Origin of the sequence: Gemmata obscuriglobus (genome assembly GCF_008065095.1) — a bacterium.
In the GTDB taxonomy this organism is placed as follows: Bacteria; Planctomycetota; Planctomycetia; order Gemmatales; family Gemmataceae; genus Gemmata; species Gemmata obscuriglobus.
In genome coordinates this window covers 1,198,820-1,214,476 of record NZ_CP042911.1, presented here as the reverse complement: position 1 = coordinate 1,214,476, position 15,657 = coordinate 1,198,820, and the positions used below count along the sequence as shown (strand labels likewise).

The following is a 15,657-nucleotide window of genomic DNA, read 5'->3' as shown; positions in this document are numbered from 1 at the left end:
GCGCTTTCGGCTTTCCCTTTTGCCTTTGCACTTTTGCCTTTCAACTTGTTGCGAGGCGGGCGTAGCGCAGGGCGGGAGCCCTGTGCCACCTTCACCGTTCGCGCTCAGCCTCCAGAACACAACCGCACCATGAGTTCGCCGGTCATCCACGTTCCGCCTTCGGCCGCCCCGTCCCCGCTCAAGCGCGCCGCGAAAGGGGCGGCCCGGCTCGCGGCACTCGTGGGCGTGTCGCCGGTGCTGGCGTCGTTCTGGCTCAGCGCCGCGGTCCGCGGGCGCGGGCCGGCGCTCGAGTCCCGCTCGCAGCTCCTCTCGCTCTGGCCGGGGCTGACCGGGCAGTACCTCCGGCGGGCGTTCCTCGAACGGGTGCTCGCCCGCTGCCACCCGTCGGTGTGCGTCGAGTTCGGCACCTTCTTCTCGCAGCCGGGCGCGATGCTCGATGAGAACGTGTACGTCGGCCCGCGGTGTACCCTGGGGCTGGTTCACCTGGAACGCGACGTGCTGCTCGCCGCCAACGTGCAGATCCCCTCGGGGGGAATGACGCACTACTTCGACGACCCCACCAAGCCGATCCGCGAGCAGGGCGGCGAGCGCAAGCTCGTGACCGTCGGGGCAGGGGCGTGGGTGGGGAGCGGGGCGATCGTTCTCGCCGATGTGGGGAAGGGGACGGTGGTCGCGGCCGGCTCGGTCGTGACGAAACCGCTGCCCGACAACGTGATCGCGGCGGGCGTGCCGGCCAAGGTGATCCGCAAGCGGTTCGAGGCCCCGGCGGAGGGCGAGGCGTGACCGCGAAGCCCCGCGTACTGGCGGCCACCAGTGAGCCGCCGTGGCCGCTCAACTCCGGCGGCCACATCCGCAGCTTTCACCTGATGAAGGCGCTCGCCGCCGCCACCGACTTCCGGCTGGTGTGCCCGGTCGGTCCGGACCAGGCCGCCAGCGTCGAGGCGCTTCAGAAGGCCGGGATCGCCGTGCGCCCGGCGGCCGTGCCGGCGCGATCGAAGTGGTCCGAAGCGAAGCGCCTGCTCGGCGCCGCTCTGAAAGCCGAACCATACGTGATGTACCGGCGGCACGCATGGGCCGAAGCCGCCCGCGTGTGGGAGCACGAACTCAAGACGGCGCCGCCGGACGTGCTGTACCTCGACCACCTCGACGGGCTCCTGTACCGCGCCGCGGCGCCGGCCGTGCCCGCCGTCATCGACCTGCACAACGTCTACTCGCTGCTCGTGCGCCGCACCGCCGAGGAACAAACCAGCCCTCTGAAGGGCGCGTTCCTTCAGGGCGAGGCGAAGCGGATCGACCGCGCCGAGCGCCGTGCGGCCCGGGAGTGCGACGCGCTCTTCGCGGTGTCCGACACCGAGGCCGGGCACTTTCGCGCGCTCGGGGCGAAAGCCGTTCACACCGTTCCGAACGGCGTCGATTGCTCCGCGCTGGCGGACCTCCCGACCGGGCGCGGCGGCCCGCCGGTGGTGATGTTCCTGGGGACGATGTCCTGGGGGCCGAACGCGGCGGCGGCGCGGTTCCTCGCGCGCGACGTGCTGCCCGCGCTGCGCGCCCGCGTCCCGGACGCGGTTCTCGCCGTCGTCGGCCGCGACCCGCCCGCGGATCTGCTCGCGCTCAACGGCTCGCCGGGGATCGAAGTGACCGGCGGCGTGCCGGACGTGAAGCCGTACCTGTTGCGTGCGTCGGCACTGGCGGTGCCGCTCGACGCCGGCGGCGGTACGCGGCTGAAGATCCTCGAAGCGTTCGCCGCCGGGCTGCCGGTCGTCAGCACGGCCGTCGGCGCGGAAGGGATCGCCGCCGAACCCGGGACGCACTTCGTGCTCGCCGAACGGCCGGCGTTCGCCGACGCGACCGCGAAACTACTTGCCGACGCGGTGGAAGGTGCCAGGATGGCGGACCGGGCGCGGGAGCTGGCCCGTGCGACCTACGACTGGCCGCAGATCGGCCGCAAGGCGGCGGAAGTGGTTGCGGGACTGGTAAAGCGGTAACGGAAGATAAGGACTTCCGTCAGAAGTCCGCTCGTCGAAAGTCGTAACGTCACAAATTCAGTAGGGCGAAGCCTCGTGACTTTATGACTTGCTGACCTGACGGCTTCTGACCCGTAGTCCTCATTCACGGTCCGGCTAGTTATGTCTATTTCTTGTGGCACAGACATTCCTGTCTGTGCAGCGCTTATCGCGCCGCACAGACAGGAATGTCTGTGCCACAAAGACAAAAACCAAAACGGACACCAACAGCCGGTTCGTGTATCAGCCCCGCTCCGGGTTCGTACCGCGGGTTACCTTCTCCCGAGCACCAAGTCCACGGCCCAGCACCCGCGGACGTGTGGGGCGCCACTTCGGCAGTGAGCCAGGATGCTGGGGTCGTCACAGCCCGATGCTTCCAGCGCGTCGGCCAGAACCGGGAGGCGTTCAAACGCCTGCCCCCGGTAGATCGCATCGGCCAAGCTGACGGCAGCGCCGGTGAGCCAACCCATGTCAAATCTTACGGGACGGAACGGGTTGCCGAAGATGTCACGGACGAGGACGGTCTGTTGCTTTGCCTCGAATTGGCGGCCAACTTCTACCGCGGTCTCCCAGTCTCGCAACCGCTGGCGGCCCTCCGACGCGGTTAACTCCTGGATCAGGGTTAAGCGCGGCCGGTCGTCCGGTTGCGAGTGGTAGGCGATTGCTTGGGCGGCCTCGATCCACACACGGGTCAGGTCCGGGCCGCAGATGTCCGGGCGGTCGAAAACAGGGTTGCCTCCCGGCCCCGCTTCCGTCCGGGCCGCGGACAAGGCGAAGTGGAGTATGTCATCGTGATGCTCCTGTAGATAGCCTTCGAAAACCGGTCGCCGCTCGCCTGCGACAAACCGGTCACTGTCCTGGAGGGCGTTGAAGACGGCCAGGGCCATGTGCCAGCGGGCCATATTCGCTCGCGTCCGCCAGCCTTCGCCGTCACCGGAGAACGCCTCGAACAGGAGGTCGCTCTGAAAGCGGGAGAGGTCCTCCCCGATGTCTGGCCCGTCGGCGAGTCGATAGGCGAGGTCGATCCCACGTTTGACGAGAGCCCCCTGGCTGGCACCTTCCGCTCGTCGGCAACAGGCGGCCCCGAACAGCCGGAGCTTGCGGACACTAACCTGAGGGCCGAGTCGGTCCAACATCGCGGCCGGCTCGGCACAGGTCAACCACTCTGTCTCGTCCATAGCAAAACTCGGAAGGGCGCCGGCTTCACACCACCGGGCGGCGGGTGTGCCACGCGGTCGCGGCCTCGTACATCCGCGCGACCCGCAGGAGCTTCTCCTCCTCGAACGGGGCGCCGAGCAGTTGCAGCCCGATCGGGAGCCCGGCCTGCGTGAACCCGCACGGCATGCTCAGCCCCGGGATGCCCGCCAGGTTGCACGACACCGTGTACACGTCCGACAGGTACAGCGCCAGCGGGTCGTCCGACTTCTCGCCCGCCTTGAACGCCGCGGTCGGGGTGGTCGGCCCCATCACCACGTCGCAGGTCTTGAACGCCTCGTCGAAGTCCTTCTTCACGAGCCGGCGCACCTTCAGCGCCTTCAGGTAGTAGGCGTCCTTGTACCCGCTCGACAGCACGTAGGTGCCGAGGATGATGCGGCGCTGCACCTCCGGCCCGAACCCCTCGCCGCGCGACTTGGAGTAGGTGGCGATCAGGTCGCCCTTGGTCGCGGTGCGGTGCCCGTAGTGCATCCCGTCGAACCGCGCGAGGTTGCTCGACGCCTCCGCCGGGGCGACGATGTAGTACGCCGCCAGCGCGTACGGGCTGTGCGGCAGCGACACGTCCACGAGCGTCGCGCCGAGCTTTTCGTACTCCTTCAGCGCGCCGCGGACGGCCGCCTCCACCTCCGGGTCGAGCCCCTGGCCGAAGAACTCCTTCGGCACCCCGATCCGGAGCCCCTTCACGGGGTCGTTGACGGTCCGGGTGTAGTGCGGCACCGGCTCCGCGACGCTCGTGCTGTCGCGCGCGTCGTGGCCGGCGATGGCCTCCATCATCAGCGCGCAGTCGGTCACGTCGTGCGTGAACGGCCCGACCTGGTCGAGCGAGCTGGCGAACGCGATCAGCCCGTACCGCGACACGCGCCCGTAGGTGGGCTTCAGCCCGACGATGCCGCACAGCGCCGCCGGCTGGCGGATCGAGCCGCCGGTGTCGGTCCCGAGCGAGAGCGGGGCCTGGCACCCGGCGACCACGGCGGCGCTGCCGCCCGACGAGCCGCCGGGGATGCGCTCCACGTCCCACGGGTTGCGGGTGGCCTGGAACGCGCTGTTCTCGGTGGACGAGCCCATCGCGAACTCGTCCATGTTCGTCTTGCCGAACACGACCGCGTCCGCCCCCTTGAGCCGCTCGACCGCGTCGGCGTCGTAGGGCGGGACGAAGTTCGCCAGCATCTTGCTGGAGCAGGTGGTGCGGACGCCCTTGGTGCAGAGCACGTCCTTCACGGCCACGGGCACGCCGGCGAGGCGGCCCAGCGGCTCGCCCTTGGCCCGCTTCGCGTCGACGGCCTTCGCGGCGGCGCGCACGGCGTCGGCGTCCGGCGGCAGGGTGAAGGACTTGAGCTTCGGCTCGCGCGCCGCGGCGGACGCGAGGAACGCGTCGGCGATCTCGAGCGCGCTGGCCTTCCCCGCGCTCTGGAGGGCGAGCAGCTCGGTCGCGGTCTTCTCGATGAGGGACATGGCTGTTCCGGGAGGTCGAAACCGAGGGCGTAACGTTTGATGTCGTAACGTCGAACGCGACAAAGTCGAAGACCGTAACGCCGAGTGCCTTCGACTTTACGACTTTCGACTTTGTGACTTCCGACCCGAATCAGTGGCTGACGGGCTCGTCGGTGTCGAACACCGCGGGCACGCCGAAGTATCCGGAGTCCTTGTCCAGTATCTTGCTGGGGGCGTTCTGGAGCGCCGCCGCCGCGGGCAGCGACGGCACCGGCGTGTCCGGCCGGAACACGTTCTGCACCGGCAGCGGGTGCGCGAGCGGCTCGACGCCGTCGGTGTTCAGTTGGTTGAGCTGGTCGATGTAGTCGAGGATGGCGGAGAGCTGCTGCTGCATCCGCGCGAGGTCCGCGTCGGACATCTCGAGCCGCGCCAGCTTCGCGACCTTCGCAACTTGTTCAAGAGAAAGGGACATCGGTTGGCGTCCGGGGTGAGCGTGCCGTGTCATCTTAGTTAGGGGAGCGGGGGACGTAAGCCCCCCGAGAACCGACAGCGCGTTTCGGCGCCGCGCTCGCGGCACTTCGCGGGGCGTTCGGAAGAGGGAAGGGGGGGAGAGAAGACACCTCGCACCGGCGCGGCCCGCGATTTGCGTTGCCACATCTCACCCTATCCGCCGTCGCGGCGGGGATTCCACACGGGCACTCGTTATGGCCACCACACCCGACAACAAGCTCCGGGAACTGCTCGAAGAGTTCGGCCTCGCAATGCTGGTCACCCGTGCCGCGGACGGCCAGTTGCACGGCCGCCCGATGGCCCTCGCCGAGGTCGAACCGGACGGGACGCTCTGGTTCGCCACCGACCGGCACTCCGGAAAAATGGACGAACTCGCGCGGGACGGGCACGTCGTCGTGACGATGCAGTCGCGCACCAAGTTCGTCTCGCTGAGCGGAACCGCGGCCCCGGTCGAGGACCGCGCGAAGGTCGCGCAGCTCTGGAAGGTGGAGTGGAAGGTGTGGTTCCCGGGCGGCAAGGACGACCCCAACATCGTGCTGCTCCGCGTGGACGGCAAGACCGGTGAGTACTGGGACAACAGCGGCACCAGCGGGGTGAAGTACCTGATCGAAGCCGGCCGGGCGCTCATCACCGGCTCGCGCCCCGAGGTGGGCAGCGATCCGAAGGTCCACGGCAAGGTCTCGCTGTAGCAGGGAATGCGCCTTGCGTTCCCGGCGCGGCCGAACGGGGAACCGGTAGGTCGGGTGTTTCCGCACCCGGGTTCTCCGACCCCGGCACGGCCGGACGTTCCCGCCACCACAATCACCGCGAGCGGTTGGCTTCTCGGGCGGCACGACGCCCGAGAAGCCAACCGCTCGCGCAGCTCCGTAGCTACCACAGGGACACGCACCCGTCCGGCGTCCAAGGTGACGGGTGGCGCAAGTCGGTGCGTGCCCCGGTGCCGCCCGCGAACAAGAAGTGACCCGCTCGCACCGGGCGATTTCGAAACGCACCCTTACTCGGCTACAACCTCGCCGCCGGCCGGAGTAACCATCGCCCAGTAAGCCGTCGGCGAAACGCTCGGGGAGATCGTTCGGACGCTCCCGTCCGCCATCGTGGCGAGCATCCCGCTGTGGTGCGGCGTCTGAGCCAGCGCGGGATCGCAATACCCCGGGCGCGGCGCCGCCTGGAATGTCCACAGGGGCTCACTTCCGACTGTCTCCGGGGGCGACCCGCGGGTGATCGGATAAACGTCCCCGAGGTTATGGCCCCCTCCAACGGGGCCGCCGTCCGCGATGGACGCGCGGTGCGTGAACGCGTGGGCGTCCGTTTCCGTGTACATGATCAACGTGGACCCACAGACGCCGTACCGTTCGCCGATCATCACGGTTGAGGAGGTCCCATCGGGGATCGAGGACTTGAGCGACGGCATCCCGTCGAACACCCAGGCGTTAACCGGGTAGCTCGTCACCGTAACCGTGCGGTAGCCCTCGTCCGCCAGGGTCGGGTCCGCCGGGCTCTGGTAGATTCTGCACGCGTAAGCGAACGGTAGCGCCGACCGGTTGGCGTACAAGTTGTTCTGCTCGACGTAGGGGAGCAGAAAGTCGAAGATCGAATCAGACAACGGGTTAACGCTCCCGGCCGTCGGGCGCAAGGAGGGCAGCCGGGAGTCGTGATCGGACGCGGCGTTGTGCAGGCCCAGAGCGATTTGCCGCAGGTTGTTAACGCTCTTGTGGCGGGTTGCGGCGGCCCGGACTTTTTGGACGGCGGGAAGGAGGAGCCCAATCAGTACGGCGAGGATGGCGATCACCACCAGCGCCTCGATCAGCGTAAATCCGAATCGTTTCACGGCCTTCTCCTGGCCCGGCTGAATCGGCCGCAGGCGGCTACCCGTTGTCGGCAGCCGGCACCAGCGCCGCGTTCACGTTATGGCATCATGGAAATGTCTGTGCAACAAGAAACAGACGCGACCGAACCTGCCGTGAACGAGTGACTTCGCACCCAGCCTGGGTAGTGCCCCCAGTACCTCATGGGCCGGATAACGCAACCGAGGCATCTGACACGGCTGCGCACCCGCTCGCTCCGCGAGCGGGCCACGCTTCAAACCAACAGCCACCCAACGGGGCACGGCCCCGCCGGGGTCACTTCACCTCGACCACCCACACGTTGCGGAACACGACCGGGTCGCCGTGGTTCTGGAACTGGAACGGCCCCGGCTCGGCCGTTTCCTTCTGGCCGCCCGGGCACTCCTTCGGGAACTCGATGTCGTCGTGGATCTTCACCCCGTTGTGGTACACGGTGGCGCGGCCGTTCTTGGTCTTCTTCCCGTCGCCGAACACGGCCGGGGTGAACTCGATGTCGTAGGTCTGCCATACCAGCGGCGGCAGGCACATGTTCACCAGCGGCTTGTGCTGCGTGTAGATGCCGCCGCACTCGTTGTTCTCGCCCGCGAGCCCGAAGCTGTCGAGCACCTGGCACTCGTACCGGTTCTGGAAGTACACCCCGCTGTTCCCGCGGCCCTGGCCGGTGCTGTTCGGCATCCACGGCAGCCGGAACTCGACGTGCGCCTTGAACGCGCCGAACTTCTGCTTGCTCGTTACGCCCACGTCGAGGAACTTGCCGTCCGAGAGCGTGACCAGCTTCCCGCCGTTCCAGTTCTTCTCGTCGCCCTCGCCGCCGAACAGCACGACGGCCCCGGCCGGCGCCTTCTCGCCCAGCGTCTTCGACTTGCGCTCCACCTTCTTGAGCACGCCACTGCTCCCGCTTCCGTCAACGGCGAACGTGCCCTCGCCGATGACGGCCGTCACCGTCTTGTCGCCGGTTTTCAGGGTCGCGACCGTCTTACCGTTCTTCGTTTCGGCGGTGCCGGCGAGAACGGACTTGCCGTCCCAACCCGCCCCGGGCAACCCGCCCACAAACATCTTGACAGCGAACGCCCCGTCGCCTTTCGCGATCACCTGGACGCCAACGCCGCCGCCGTTGGGGATCGTCCCCTCATACTCGCCCTGGACGGCGAAGTCGGGGTCTTTCACCGCCTCTTTCGGCTCGTTGATGGCGATGCGGGTCTTCTTCTTGGGCGGGTCCTTCTTGTCCTGAGCCGTCGAGTCCGGAGAGCCGGCCGTAACGACGAGGCCCGTGGCGAGCAGGCCGGCGAGGAGCGAGCGTAGCATGAACTGCACCTGAGAGGGATCGGGGCGGGGGCCGCACGGGCGGCACGCCAATTCTCGCGACCGCGGCCGGCGCGTCAATGGGTGTCGCGCCCAACTTCCGTCACGCGGCCGGTCGGGATAAAGTGGTGCTCATGGAACCGACGCACGACGAAGTGACCGCCTACCACGAGGCCGGGCACGCGGTGATCGCGCTGGCGCTGGGCCGGACCATCCACAAGGTGACCGTGCTCCCCAACCGCGAGCGGCTGGGCGAGGTGCGCTTCACGAAGGGCGCGGCCAGGCCCACCGACGACTGGGTGGAGCGCGAGATCCTCATCGCGCTCGGCGGCCTGGCCGCGGAGGCCCGCCGCACGGGCACCTACGAGATGGACGCGGCCGCGCAGGATCTGCGGTTCGTGCGGCGGCTCGCCCTGGAGCGGAAGTCGGACCGGCAGGTGGAGCGGTACGAGCAGCGGATGCTCGACAAGGTCGAGTACATGCTCGCGGACGACGGGAACTGGAAGGCGGTGGAGCTGATCGTGGCGGAACTGCTGAAGCACGGCGAGATCAGCGGCCGCGCCGCCCGGCACTTGTTCGAGTTGGCCACGAAGGAAGAATGAAGAGCTACGGCCGCAAAAGGAAGCAGAAGGCCGAAGAGTGTTAGCCACAAAAACGCACAAAGGGCACAAAAGGAAACCACAGACGAAGGCAAAGAAGAGTGTTGGCCACAAAAACGCACAAAGGGCACAAAAGGAAACCGAAGAGCAAAACCAGAGCAGTGTTTTAAACACACTCTGTTGTTTTCTTCTTCGGTTTTCTTTTGTGCCCTTTGTGCGTTTTTGTGGCCAAGCTGCCTTTTCTTCTTCGGTTTTCTTTTGTGCCCTTTGTGCGTTTTTGTGGCCAAGCTGCCTTTTCTTCTTCGGTTTTCTTTTGTGCCCTTTGTGCGTTTTTGTGGCTAACATTCTTCCTGTTTTATCCGCCGGCGCGTTTCACCTTGTACCCGAGCTTTTCCAGCTCCTGTTGCAGCTTGTCGCGGTGGTCGCCCTGGATCTCGATGCGCCCGTCCTTCGCGGTGCCGCCGGTGCCGCACGCGTTCTTCAGCTTCGTCGCCAGCTCCTTCAGCGCGTCCTCGGTCAGCGGCAGTTCGGACACCACCGTCACGCCCTTGCCCTTCCGGCCGGCCGTCTCGCGGCTCAGCTTCACCGTGTGAACCTTCTTCGGCGGCGGCGGGGGGGCGGGCTTCGGCTTCGGCTCCTGGTCGGTTCCGCCCAGGAGCCGCGCGATCAGGCCCGCCGCCGCGGCGTCCGGCGCGAGCGCGCCGTTCCACTTCTCGACGCGGCCCGTCCAGCCGTCGGGAGCGGCGCCGTCGAGCGGCACGACCACCTCGACGCCGGCGAGGGCGGGGGGCGGGGTCGCGGCCCCGCGCCACGGCATCCCGAGGCGGGCGGCCGCCGCGTCGAAGGCCGCGACCGCGGCCCCGGCCCGCGCGCCGTCGGCGCACACGAACAGCGCGGTTCGGAAAGACACTTTCGCCATACGGTCGCTTCTCGATGAGCGGGGCGGCAAACCTGTTACCGGCGGTCCGGGGCGTTCACCAGGGTCAGCGGCTCCGGCGGCGACGGCATCGTGAGCCGCAGGTAGACCTCGATCAGGACGGCGGCGCCGCCGATCACCACGCTGCCCCACTGCGAGAGCGTCAGCCCGCTGCCGACGTTCGGCTCGATCCGCAGCGACTCGTTGATGAACCGGTGGACCGCGTAGCCCAGCATCAGCAGCACCATCAGTTGCCCGTCGTGCCGCCGGTACGGGTAGTACGCGAGCAGCAGGAGGATGAGCAGCACCATGCTCACCGTCTCGTAGAGCTGCGTCGGGTACAGCCCGATCGTCGCCGGCGCGAACGTCGGCAGCGTTTGCCGCTCGGCCCCCCGGTCCACGGTGAGGGTGAGTTCCGACTTCCCGCGGGGCCACTCGGCCACGAGGAGTTCGAGGTTGTCGCGAACGAACGGGGTCACGTCCGCGGGCTCGGGCACGAGGCGGCGGGCGCTCACGTAGGTGTCGTACTCCGAGAACCGCACCCGCGACTTGCCGTCCGGGGTGGTGGCGAGCTGGCCGCCCTTGTCGCGCAGCGCCTCCGCGTACGCCCGCACCTTGTCGTCGTCGCCGCTCAGGTCGAGCACGATGTAGTTCGGCTCGTCGTTCACGCCGGTGACGCGGTCGCCGGGCTTCACCCCGGCCTTGTCGGCCGCCGAGCCCGCCTCCACCCGCGCCACGACCGCCCGCGGGTCGTCGTTCAGCCCGAGGGCGCGCGGCGCGAGCGTGAACCCGGTGGTGGTTTGGAGCAGCTGCTCGCGGACGAGCAGCTGGCGGGCGTGGGCCGGCAAGAGCGGGAAGTGGGCGGCGCCGAGCGGCACCGGGCGGCACTCCTCGCACGCCACCTGGCCCCAGCAGCACCCGTTCAGGTAGCACCCGATGCGCCCCACCGCCAGCCCCAGCGCCAGCAGCGGCGCGACCGCGTCCGCGAGCCGCCACCCGGACACGTGCAGCTTGCGGAGCACGAACTGGTAGAAGAGCGCGTACCCGATGACCCCGCCCAGCGCGGAGCCGTAGAAGATGATCCCGCCCTCCCAGATCTTGAAGAACGCCTTCACGAGCCCCAGCGGGCTGTGGTCCGGGAAGTGGTGCGAGTACTGGATCATGTACAGCGTGCGCGCCCCCAGGATGCCGGCCACGAACAGCCAGATCACCATGTCCTGGAACCGCTCGGGCGGCATGTCGGCGGTGCGCTTGGCCCGCCGCGATCCCCAAACGGTGACCGCGACGAAGCACACGAACAGCATCGCCCCGAACCCGTACATCGGGATGCCGGCGATCTCGAACAGCACCTGCTTCATTAGCGTTCCCTGAAGGCGCACTTCTCCCGCGCCCGGGTGGGCGCGGGCACCACCGAACCCGCCCCCGCTCGGCCGGGGCGCCGCGCCGGCTACGGCACCGGCAACCGGTCCAGCACCTGCTTCACGAGCGCTTCGGGCCGCAGGTCCTCGGCCTCCGCCTCGAACGAGATCACCAGCCGGTGCCGCAGCACGTCCGGCGTGACCATCTTCACGTCCTCGGGGGTGACGTACCCGCGGCCCACCAGGAACGCGTGCGCCTTCGCCGCCCGGAGCAGCGAGATGGCGGCCCGCGTGCTGGCCCCGAGCTGGATGAGCCCGGCCATGTCGAGGCCGTAATCCGCCGGCTTGCGGGTCGCGCGGATCACGTCGAGCAGGTACCCCTTCACCTTCGGGTCGACGTATACCGAGTCCGCCGCCTGCCGCAACTCCTCCAGGTCCGCCGCGGCGAGGGCCGGGGCGACGTCGGCGCTGGCGCCCAGCCCGCCCATCCGGTCCAGAACCGCCAGCTCGTCGGCCCGGCTCGGGTAGTCGATGACCACCTTCAGCATGAACCGGTCCACCTGGGCCTCGGGCAGCGGGTACGTGCCCTCCTGCTCGATGGGGTTCTGGGTCGCGAGCACGAAGAACGGCCGCGGCACCCGCAGCGTGCTCTCGCCGATGGTGACCTGCCGCTCGGCCATCGCCTCGAGCAGCGCGCTCTGCACCTTCGCGGGGGCGCGGTTGATCTCGTCGGCCAGCACGACGTTCGCGAACACCGGCCCCTGCTTGACGGTGAACTCGCCCGTGCGCGGGTTGTAGATCTGGGTGCCGATCACGTCCGCCGGGAGCAGGTCGGGGGTGAACTGGATGCGGCTGAACTTCAGGTCCAGCGCGCTCGCCACGGTCCGCACCGCGAGCGTCTTGGCGAGCCCCGGGACGCCCTCGAGCAGCACGTGGCCGTCGGTGAGCAGCCCGATGAGCAGCGCGTCCACCAGCTTGCGCTGGCCGATGAGCACGCTCTCCACCGTTCGGTAGAACGGGTCGAGCTTCGGGCGCAGCTTCTCGATGGTCGCCGGGTCGGTCATAATTTCCTCAAGAACCCACCCGGCTCCTCCCTTCCGGGGAGGGAGTTCGGGCGCCGTACCGGTGTGTCCGGTCCGCGCCGCGGCTCCGAAGGGACTTTCCCCCCTCCCTTTGAGTGAGAGGGGCGAGGGCCGGTCGCTTCGCGTCCTCCCTCCATAATACGAACGCCCGCGACACGGGAAGCGGTCGGTACGGGTTGAACCGGCGCCGGAAATTGGGCGAGCAGGCGAAGCCGGAAAAACTGCTGGCGTTGGCGTGCCTCTCCCGGTTACACCTGATTTCACCCCTATTGACACACTGCCCGAGGTGTTTATTCCGATGCGCGTCCCATTTGCGTCCTCACGCGGCCTGGCTGCGGCTGTGTTGGTCGGGCTGTTGCTCGCCGCCGCCGGGCAACTGTCCGCCCAGCCGACCGCCAAAAAGGTGCTGACCTACGCCGAATACGACATCTGGCGGAGCGCGAGCGGCGTTTCGCTGTCTCCCGACGGGAAGTACCTCGCGTACCTCGTCGGCTCAGACGGCGCGGACGGCGAAGCGGTCGTGCGCGAAGTCGCGACCGGAGCGGAGCACCGGTTCCCGCGCGGCGGCGCGAGCGGGGTCGCGGCCCTCGGGACCGCCCCGCGGTTCACCCCCAACGGCAAACAGGTGCTGCTGCCGCTCACCCCGACGAAGGCGCAAGTCGATAAGGCGAAAGCCGATAAGCTGAAGCTCGACGAGTACCCGAAGGCGGGGCTCGCGATCGTGACCCTCGCCACCGGTAAGGAACAGGAGCGCATCTCCGGCGTCGGCGCGTTTCAGGTCGGCGGCACCGACTTCGGGTTCCTGATTTACCGCAAGCCGACGGCGGCCGAGGGCGCGAAGGATAAGGACGACGCCAAGCAGCCCGCCGCGGCGCCGCCGCCCGCCAAGGGCAAGGGGCGGGGGGCGTTCCCGCCGAAGGGCGAAGGCCCGCCCGCGGGTCCGACCAAAACGTTCGGCTCCGACCTCTTCATCCGCGACCTGTCCAGCGGGGCCACCCGCACCATCGCGGACGTGACCGAGTACAGCCTCTCGAACGACGACCTCACCCTGGTGTACACCGTTTCCTCGAAGGCCGAGGAGAAGAACGGCGTGTACACGCTGAACCCGAAGTTCGGCACCGGCGGCACGCCGCTCAAGTCCGGCCCGGGGCGGTACACGAACCTGACCTGGGACGAGAAGCAGACGAAGCTGGCGTTCCTGTACGACGACAGCCAGGTGGCGCCCCCGAACCTGGCCCCGCCGCCGCGCCCGAAGGGCGGCCCGGCCGGGGCGCCCGCCGCCGCCAGCCCGCCCCCGCCGCCGCACTACCGCGTGTTCGTGTGGGACCGCCACGCCAAGACCGAACCGCAGCCGCTCACCCGCGTCCCGCTCGGGACCGTCGGCGGGCTCGGGGCCGTCACGACCGTCGGCGTGACCAGCAACCCGGTGGCGCCGGTCGCGCTGAACGAGGTCCTCAACTCCGATAACACCGGCATCCGCAAGGGCTGGACGCTGTCCGGCGGGCCGCTCACCTTCTCGACCGACGGGACGAAGCTGTACCTCTCGGCCGCCCCGCCGCGCCCGCCGCAGCCGGCCGCGCCCGCGGGTCCGGACGACATCCAGCTCGACATCTGGCACTGGAAGGACGCGAACATCCAGCCGATGCAGAAGCTCCGGGCGGGGGCCGACCGCGCGCGCACCTTCGGCGCGGTCGTGCTGCTCGACTCGAAGCAGTTCCGCCACCTGTCGGACGAGAACGTCACCGTGCCCATGCCCGCGGTGGGCGACTGGGCCGTCGGCAGCGACGACCGCAAGTACCGGCACATGACCGGGTACGCCTCGCCGGTCCCGAGCGATTACACGCTGGTCAACGTCCGCAGCGGTGAGACCCGGCCCCTCGCGCTCGCGAGCACCGCGAACTTCTCGCTCGCCCCGGACGGCAAGCACCTGATCTCGTTCGACGGTAAGGACTGGAGCACCGTGTCCGTACCCGACGGGAAGAAGGTGAACCTCACCGCGAAGCTGAAGGTGAAGTTCTTCAATGAGGAGCACGACACGCCGGGCACGCCGTCCCCTTACGGCGGCGCGCAGTGGACCCCGGACGGCAAGTTCGTGCTGCTGACCGACCTGTACGACACCTGGAAGTTCGCGGCCGACGGCTCCAGCGCGGAAAACCTGACCCAAGTCGGTCGGACACTCGGGGTGCGGTTCACGTTCCTGAGCCCGCGCAGCCCCGACGACCGCACCCCCATCGAGCGGACCGTCGACCTGAGCAAGCCGCACCTGCTCTTCGCCGAGAACCTCACGACCCGCGACACGGGGTTCTACCGGCTCGAGCCCGGGGCCGCGCCGCAGATGCTGCTGATGGGTGCCCGCAACTACGGATTCCCCGCGAAGGCCAAAAACGCCGACGTGTACCTGCTCACGGTGCAGACGTTCTCGCAGTACCCGGACTACTACGTCACCGCGCCGGACTTCAACGAGCTGAAGCGGGTCACCGACATCAACCCGCACGTGAAGGAGTACAACTGGGGCCGCGCCGAACAGATCAAGTACACGAGCACCGACGGCGCGCCGCTCCAGGGCATCCTGGTGAAGCCGGAGAACTTCGACCCGTCCAAGAAGTACCCGATGGTGGTGTACATCTACGAGCGCCTTTCGGAGAACCTGCACACGTTCCGGGCGCCCAACGTGGTGCGCGGGCAGGTCATCAACCCGACGTTCTACGCCAGCAACGGCTACCTCGTGCTCATGCCCGACATCGCGTACAAGATCGGCGCGCCGGGGCAGAGCGCGATCAAGTGCGTGCTGCCCGCGATCCAGGCGGTCGCGGACAAGGGGTACGTGAACGAGAAGGCGATCGGCATCAACGGCCAGTCGTGGGGCGGGTACCAGATCGCGTACATGGTGACCCAGACGAACCGCTTCAAGGCGGCGGTGGCGGGCGCGCCGGTCGCCAACATGGTGAGCGCGTACGACGGCATCCGGTGGGGCACCGGGCTGCCGCGGCAGTTCCAGTACGAGAAGACCCAGAGCCGCATCGGCGCGACCCTGTGGGAGGCGCCGATGAAGTACATCGAGAACTCGCCGGTGTTCATGGCGGACCGCGTCGAGACGCCGCTGCTGATGATCCACAACGACCAGGACGACGCGGTGCCGTGGTACCAGGGGATCGAGTACTACCTGGCGCTGCGGCGACTCGGGAAAGAGGTGTACCTGCTGAACTACAACGGGGAGCCGCACAACCTGGCGAAGAAGCCGGCGGCCCGCGACTTCGCGATGCGGATGTTCCAGTTCTTCGAGCACCACCTGAAGGCGCAGGCGGCCCCGCAGTGGATGGAAAAGGGGGTGCCGTTCCTCGACCGCGAGAAGGAAAAGGAGCAGTGGAAGAAGGTGTACGGGAAGTAGCCCCGGCGC

The 15,657-nt window shown here is 68.4% G+C and carries 13 protein-coding genes; 5 read left to right on the top strand and 8 right to left on the bottom strand.

Annotated features, from left to right (window positions below; all coding sequences use genetic code 11):
• Nucleotides 1-129: 129 nt before the first annotated feature.
• Both GobsT_RS04885 and GobsT_RS04880 read left to right on the top strand, forming a co-directional pair.
• Nucleotides 130-783 carry an acyltransferase gene (locus tag GobsT_RS04885; protein WP_010053904.1) on the top strand — a complete coding sequence of 218 codons (654 nt, stop codon included), beginning with the start codon at nt 130-132 and terminating at the stop codon, nt 781-783.
• Nucleotides 780-1,985 (top strand): glycosyltransferase family 4 protein, encoded by a 1,206-nt coding sequence (locus tag GobsT_RS04880; RefSeq protein WP_109571270.1) that lies wholly within the window; start codon nt 780-782, stop codon nt 1,983-1,985. Before GobsT_RS04885 ends, GobsT_RS04880 begins: the two co-directional genes overlap by 4 nt.
• 290 nt (nt 1,986-2,275) lie before the next feature.
• Here the strand turns inward: GobsT_RS04880 and GobsT_RS39350 are convergent, their stop codons facing one another.
• The 3 genes from GobsT_RS39350 to gatC all read right to left on the bottom strand — a co-directional run bounded on the left by GobsT_RS39350 (nt 2,276) and on the right by gatC (nt 5,121).
• Entirely contained in the window at nt 2,276-3,181 is a 906-nt protein-coding gene (locus tag GobsT_RS39350; RefSeq protein WP_010049843.1) for a hypothetical protein, read from the bottom strand.
• Between the two features lie 25 nt (nt 3,182-3,206).
• Nucleotides 3,207-4,670, bottom strand: coding sequence for an Asp-tRNA(Asn)/Glu-tRNA(Gln) amidotransferase subunit GatA (gene gatA / locus GobsT_RS04870; protein ID WP_010049846.1), 1,464 nt, complete (start codon nt 4,668-4,670; stop codon nt 3,207-3,209).
• Between the two features lie 130 nt (nt 4,671-4,800).
• Nucleotides 4,801-5,121 carry an Asp-tRNA(Asn)/Glu-tRNA(Gln) amidotransferase subunit GatC gene (gatC, locus tag GobsT_RS04865; protein ID WP_010049848.1) on the bottom strand — a complete coding sequence of 107 codons (321 nt, stop codon included), beginning with the start codon at nt 5,119-5,121 and terminating at the stop codon, nt 4,801-4,803.
• A 232-nt stretch (nt 5,122-5,353) separates the two neighbouring features.
• On the opposite strand from gatC, the gene GobsT_RS04860 reads away from it, so the two are divergent.
• On the top strand, nt 5,354-5,848 hold the full coding sequence (locus tag GobsT_RS04860; RefSeq protein ID WP_010049849.1) for a pyridoxamine 5'-phosphate oxidase family protein: 495 nt from the start codon (nt 5,354-5,356) through the stop codon (nt 5,846-5,848).
• 305 nt (nt 5,849-6,153) lie between these two features.
• On the opposite strand, the gene GobsT_RS04855 is transcribed toward GobsT_RS04860, so the two are convergent.
• Both GobsT_RS04855 and GobsT_RS04850 read right to left on the bottom strand, forming a co-directional pair.
• Nucleotides 6,154-6,987 (bottom strand): DUF1559 family PulG-like putative transporter, encoded by an 834-nt coding sequence (locus GobsT_RS04855; protein WP_010052164.1) that lies wholly within the window; start codon nt 6,985-6,987, stop codon nt 6,154-6,156.
• Nucleotides 6,988-7,279: 292 nt separating this feature from the next.
• The gene (locus tag GobsT_RS04850) at nt 7,280-8,308 is read right to left on the bottom strand and encodes a 3-keto-disaccharide hydrolase (RefSeq protein ID WP_033200232.1); all 1,029 of its coding nucleotides are present in this window, start codon (nt 8,306-8,308) and stop codon (nt 7,280-7,282) included.
• A 131-nt stretch (nt 8,309-8,439) separates the two neighbouring features.
• On the opposite strand from GobsT_RS04850, the gene GobsT_RS04845 reads away from it, so the two are divergent.
• Entirely contained in the window at nt 8,440-8,907 is a 468-nt protein-coding gene (locus tag GobsT_RS04845; protein WP_162542178.1) for a cell division protein FtsH, read from the top strand.
• Nucleotides 8,908-9,259: 352 nt separating this feature from the next.
• On the opposite strand, the gene GobsT_RS04840 is transcribed toward GobsT_RS04845, so the two are convergent.
• The 3 genes from GobsT_RS04840 to GobsT_RS04830 all read right to left on the bottom strand — a co-directional run bounded on the left by GobsT_RS04840 (nt 9,260) and on the right by GobsT_RS04830 (nt 12,242).
• Nucleotides 9,260-9,823, bottom strand: coding sequence for a translation initiation factor (locus GobsT_RS04840; RefSeq protein WP_010049730.1), 564 nt, complete (start codon nt 9,821-9,823; stop codon nt 9,260-9,262).
• Nucleotides 9,824-9,858: 35 nt separating this feature from the next.
• Nucleotides 9,859-11,178: a prolipoprotein diacylglyceryl transferase family protein gene (locus GobsT_RS04835; RefSeq protein WP_010049727.1), complete on the bottom strand. Its 1,320-nt coding sequence runs from the start codon at nt 11,176-11,178 to the stop codon at nt 9,859-9,861.
• 89 nt (nt 11,179-11,267) lie between these two features.
• Nucleotides 11,268-12,242: an AAA family ATPase gene (locus GobsT_RS04830; protein ID WP_010049726.1), complete on the bottom strand. Its 975-nt coding sequence runs from the start codon at nt 12,240-12,242 to the stop codon at nt 11,268-11,270.
• Between the two features lie 316 nt (nt 12,243-12,558).
• On the opposite strand from GobsT_RS04830, the gene GobsT_RS04825 reads away from it, so the two are divergent.
• Nucleotides 12,559-15,648, top strand: coding sequence for an alpha/beta hydrolase family protein (locus GobsT_RS04825; protein WP_081471973.1), 3,090 nt, complete (start codon nt 12,559-12,561; stop codon nt 15,646-15,648).
• Nucleotides 15,649-15,657 lie beyond the last annotated feature (9 nt).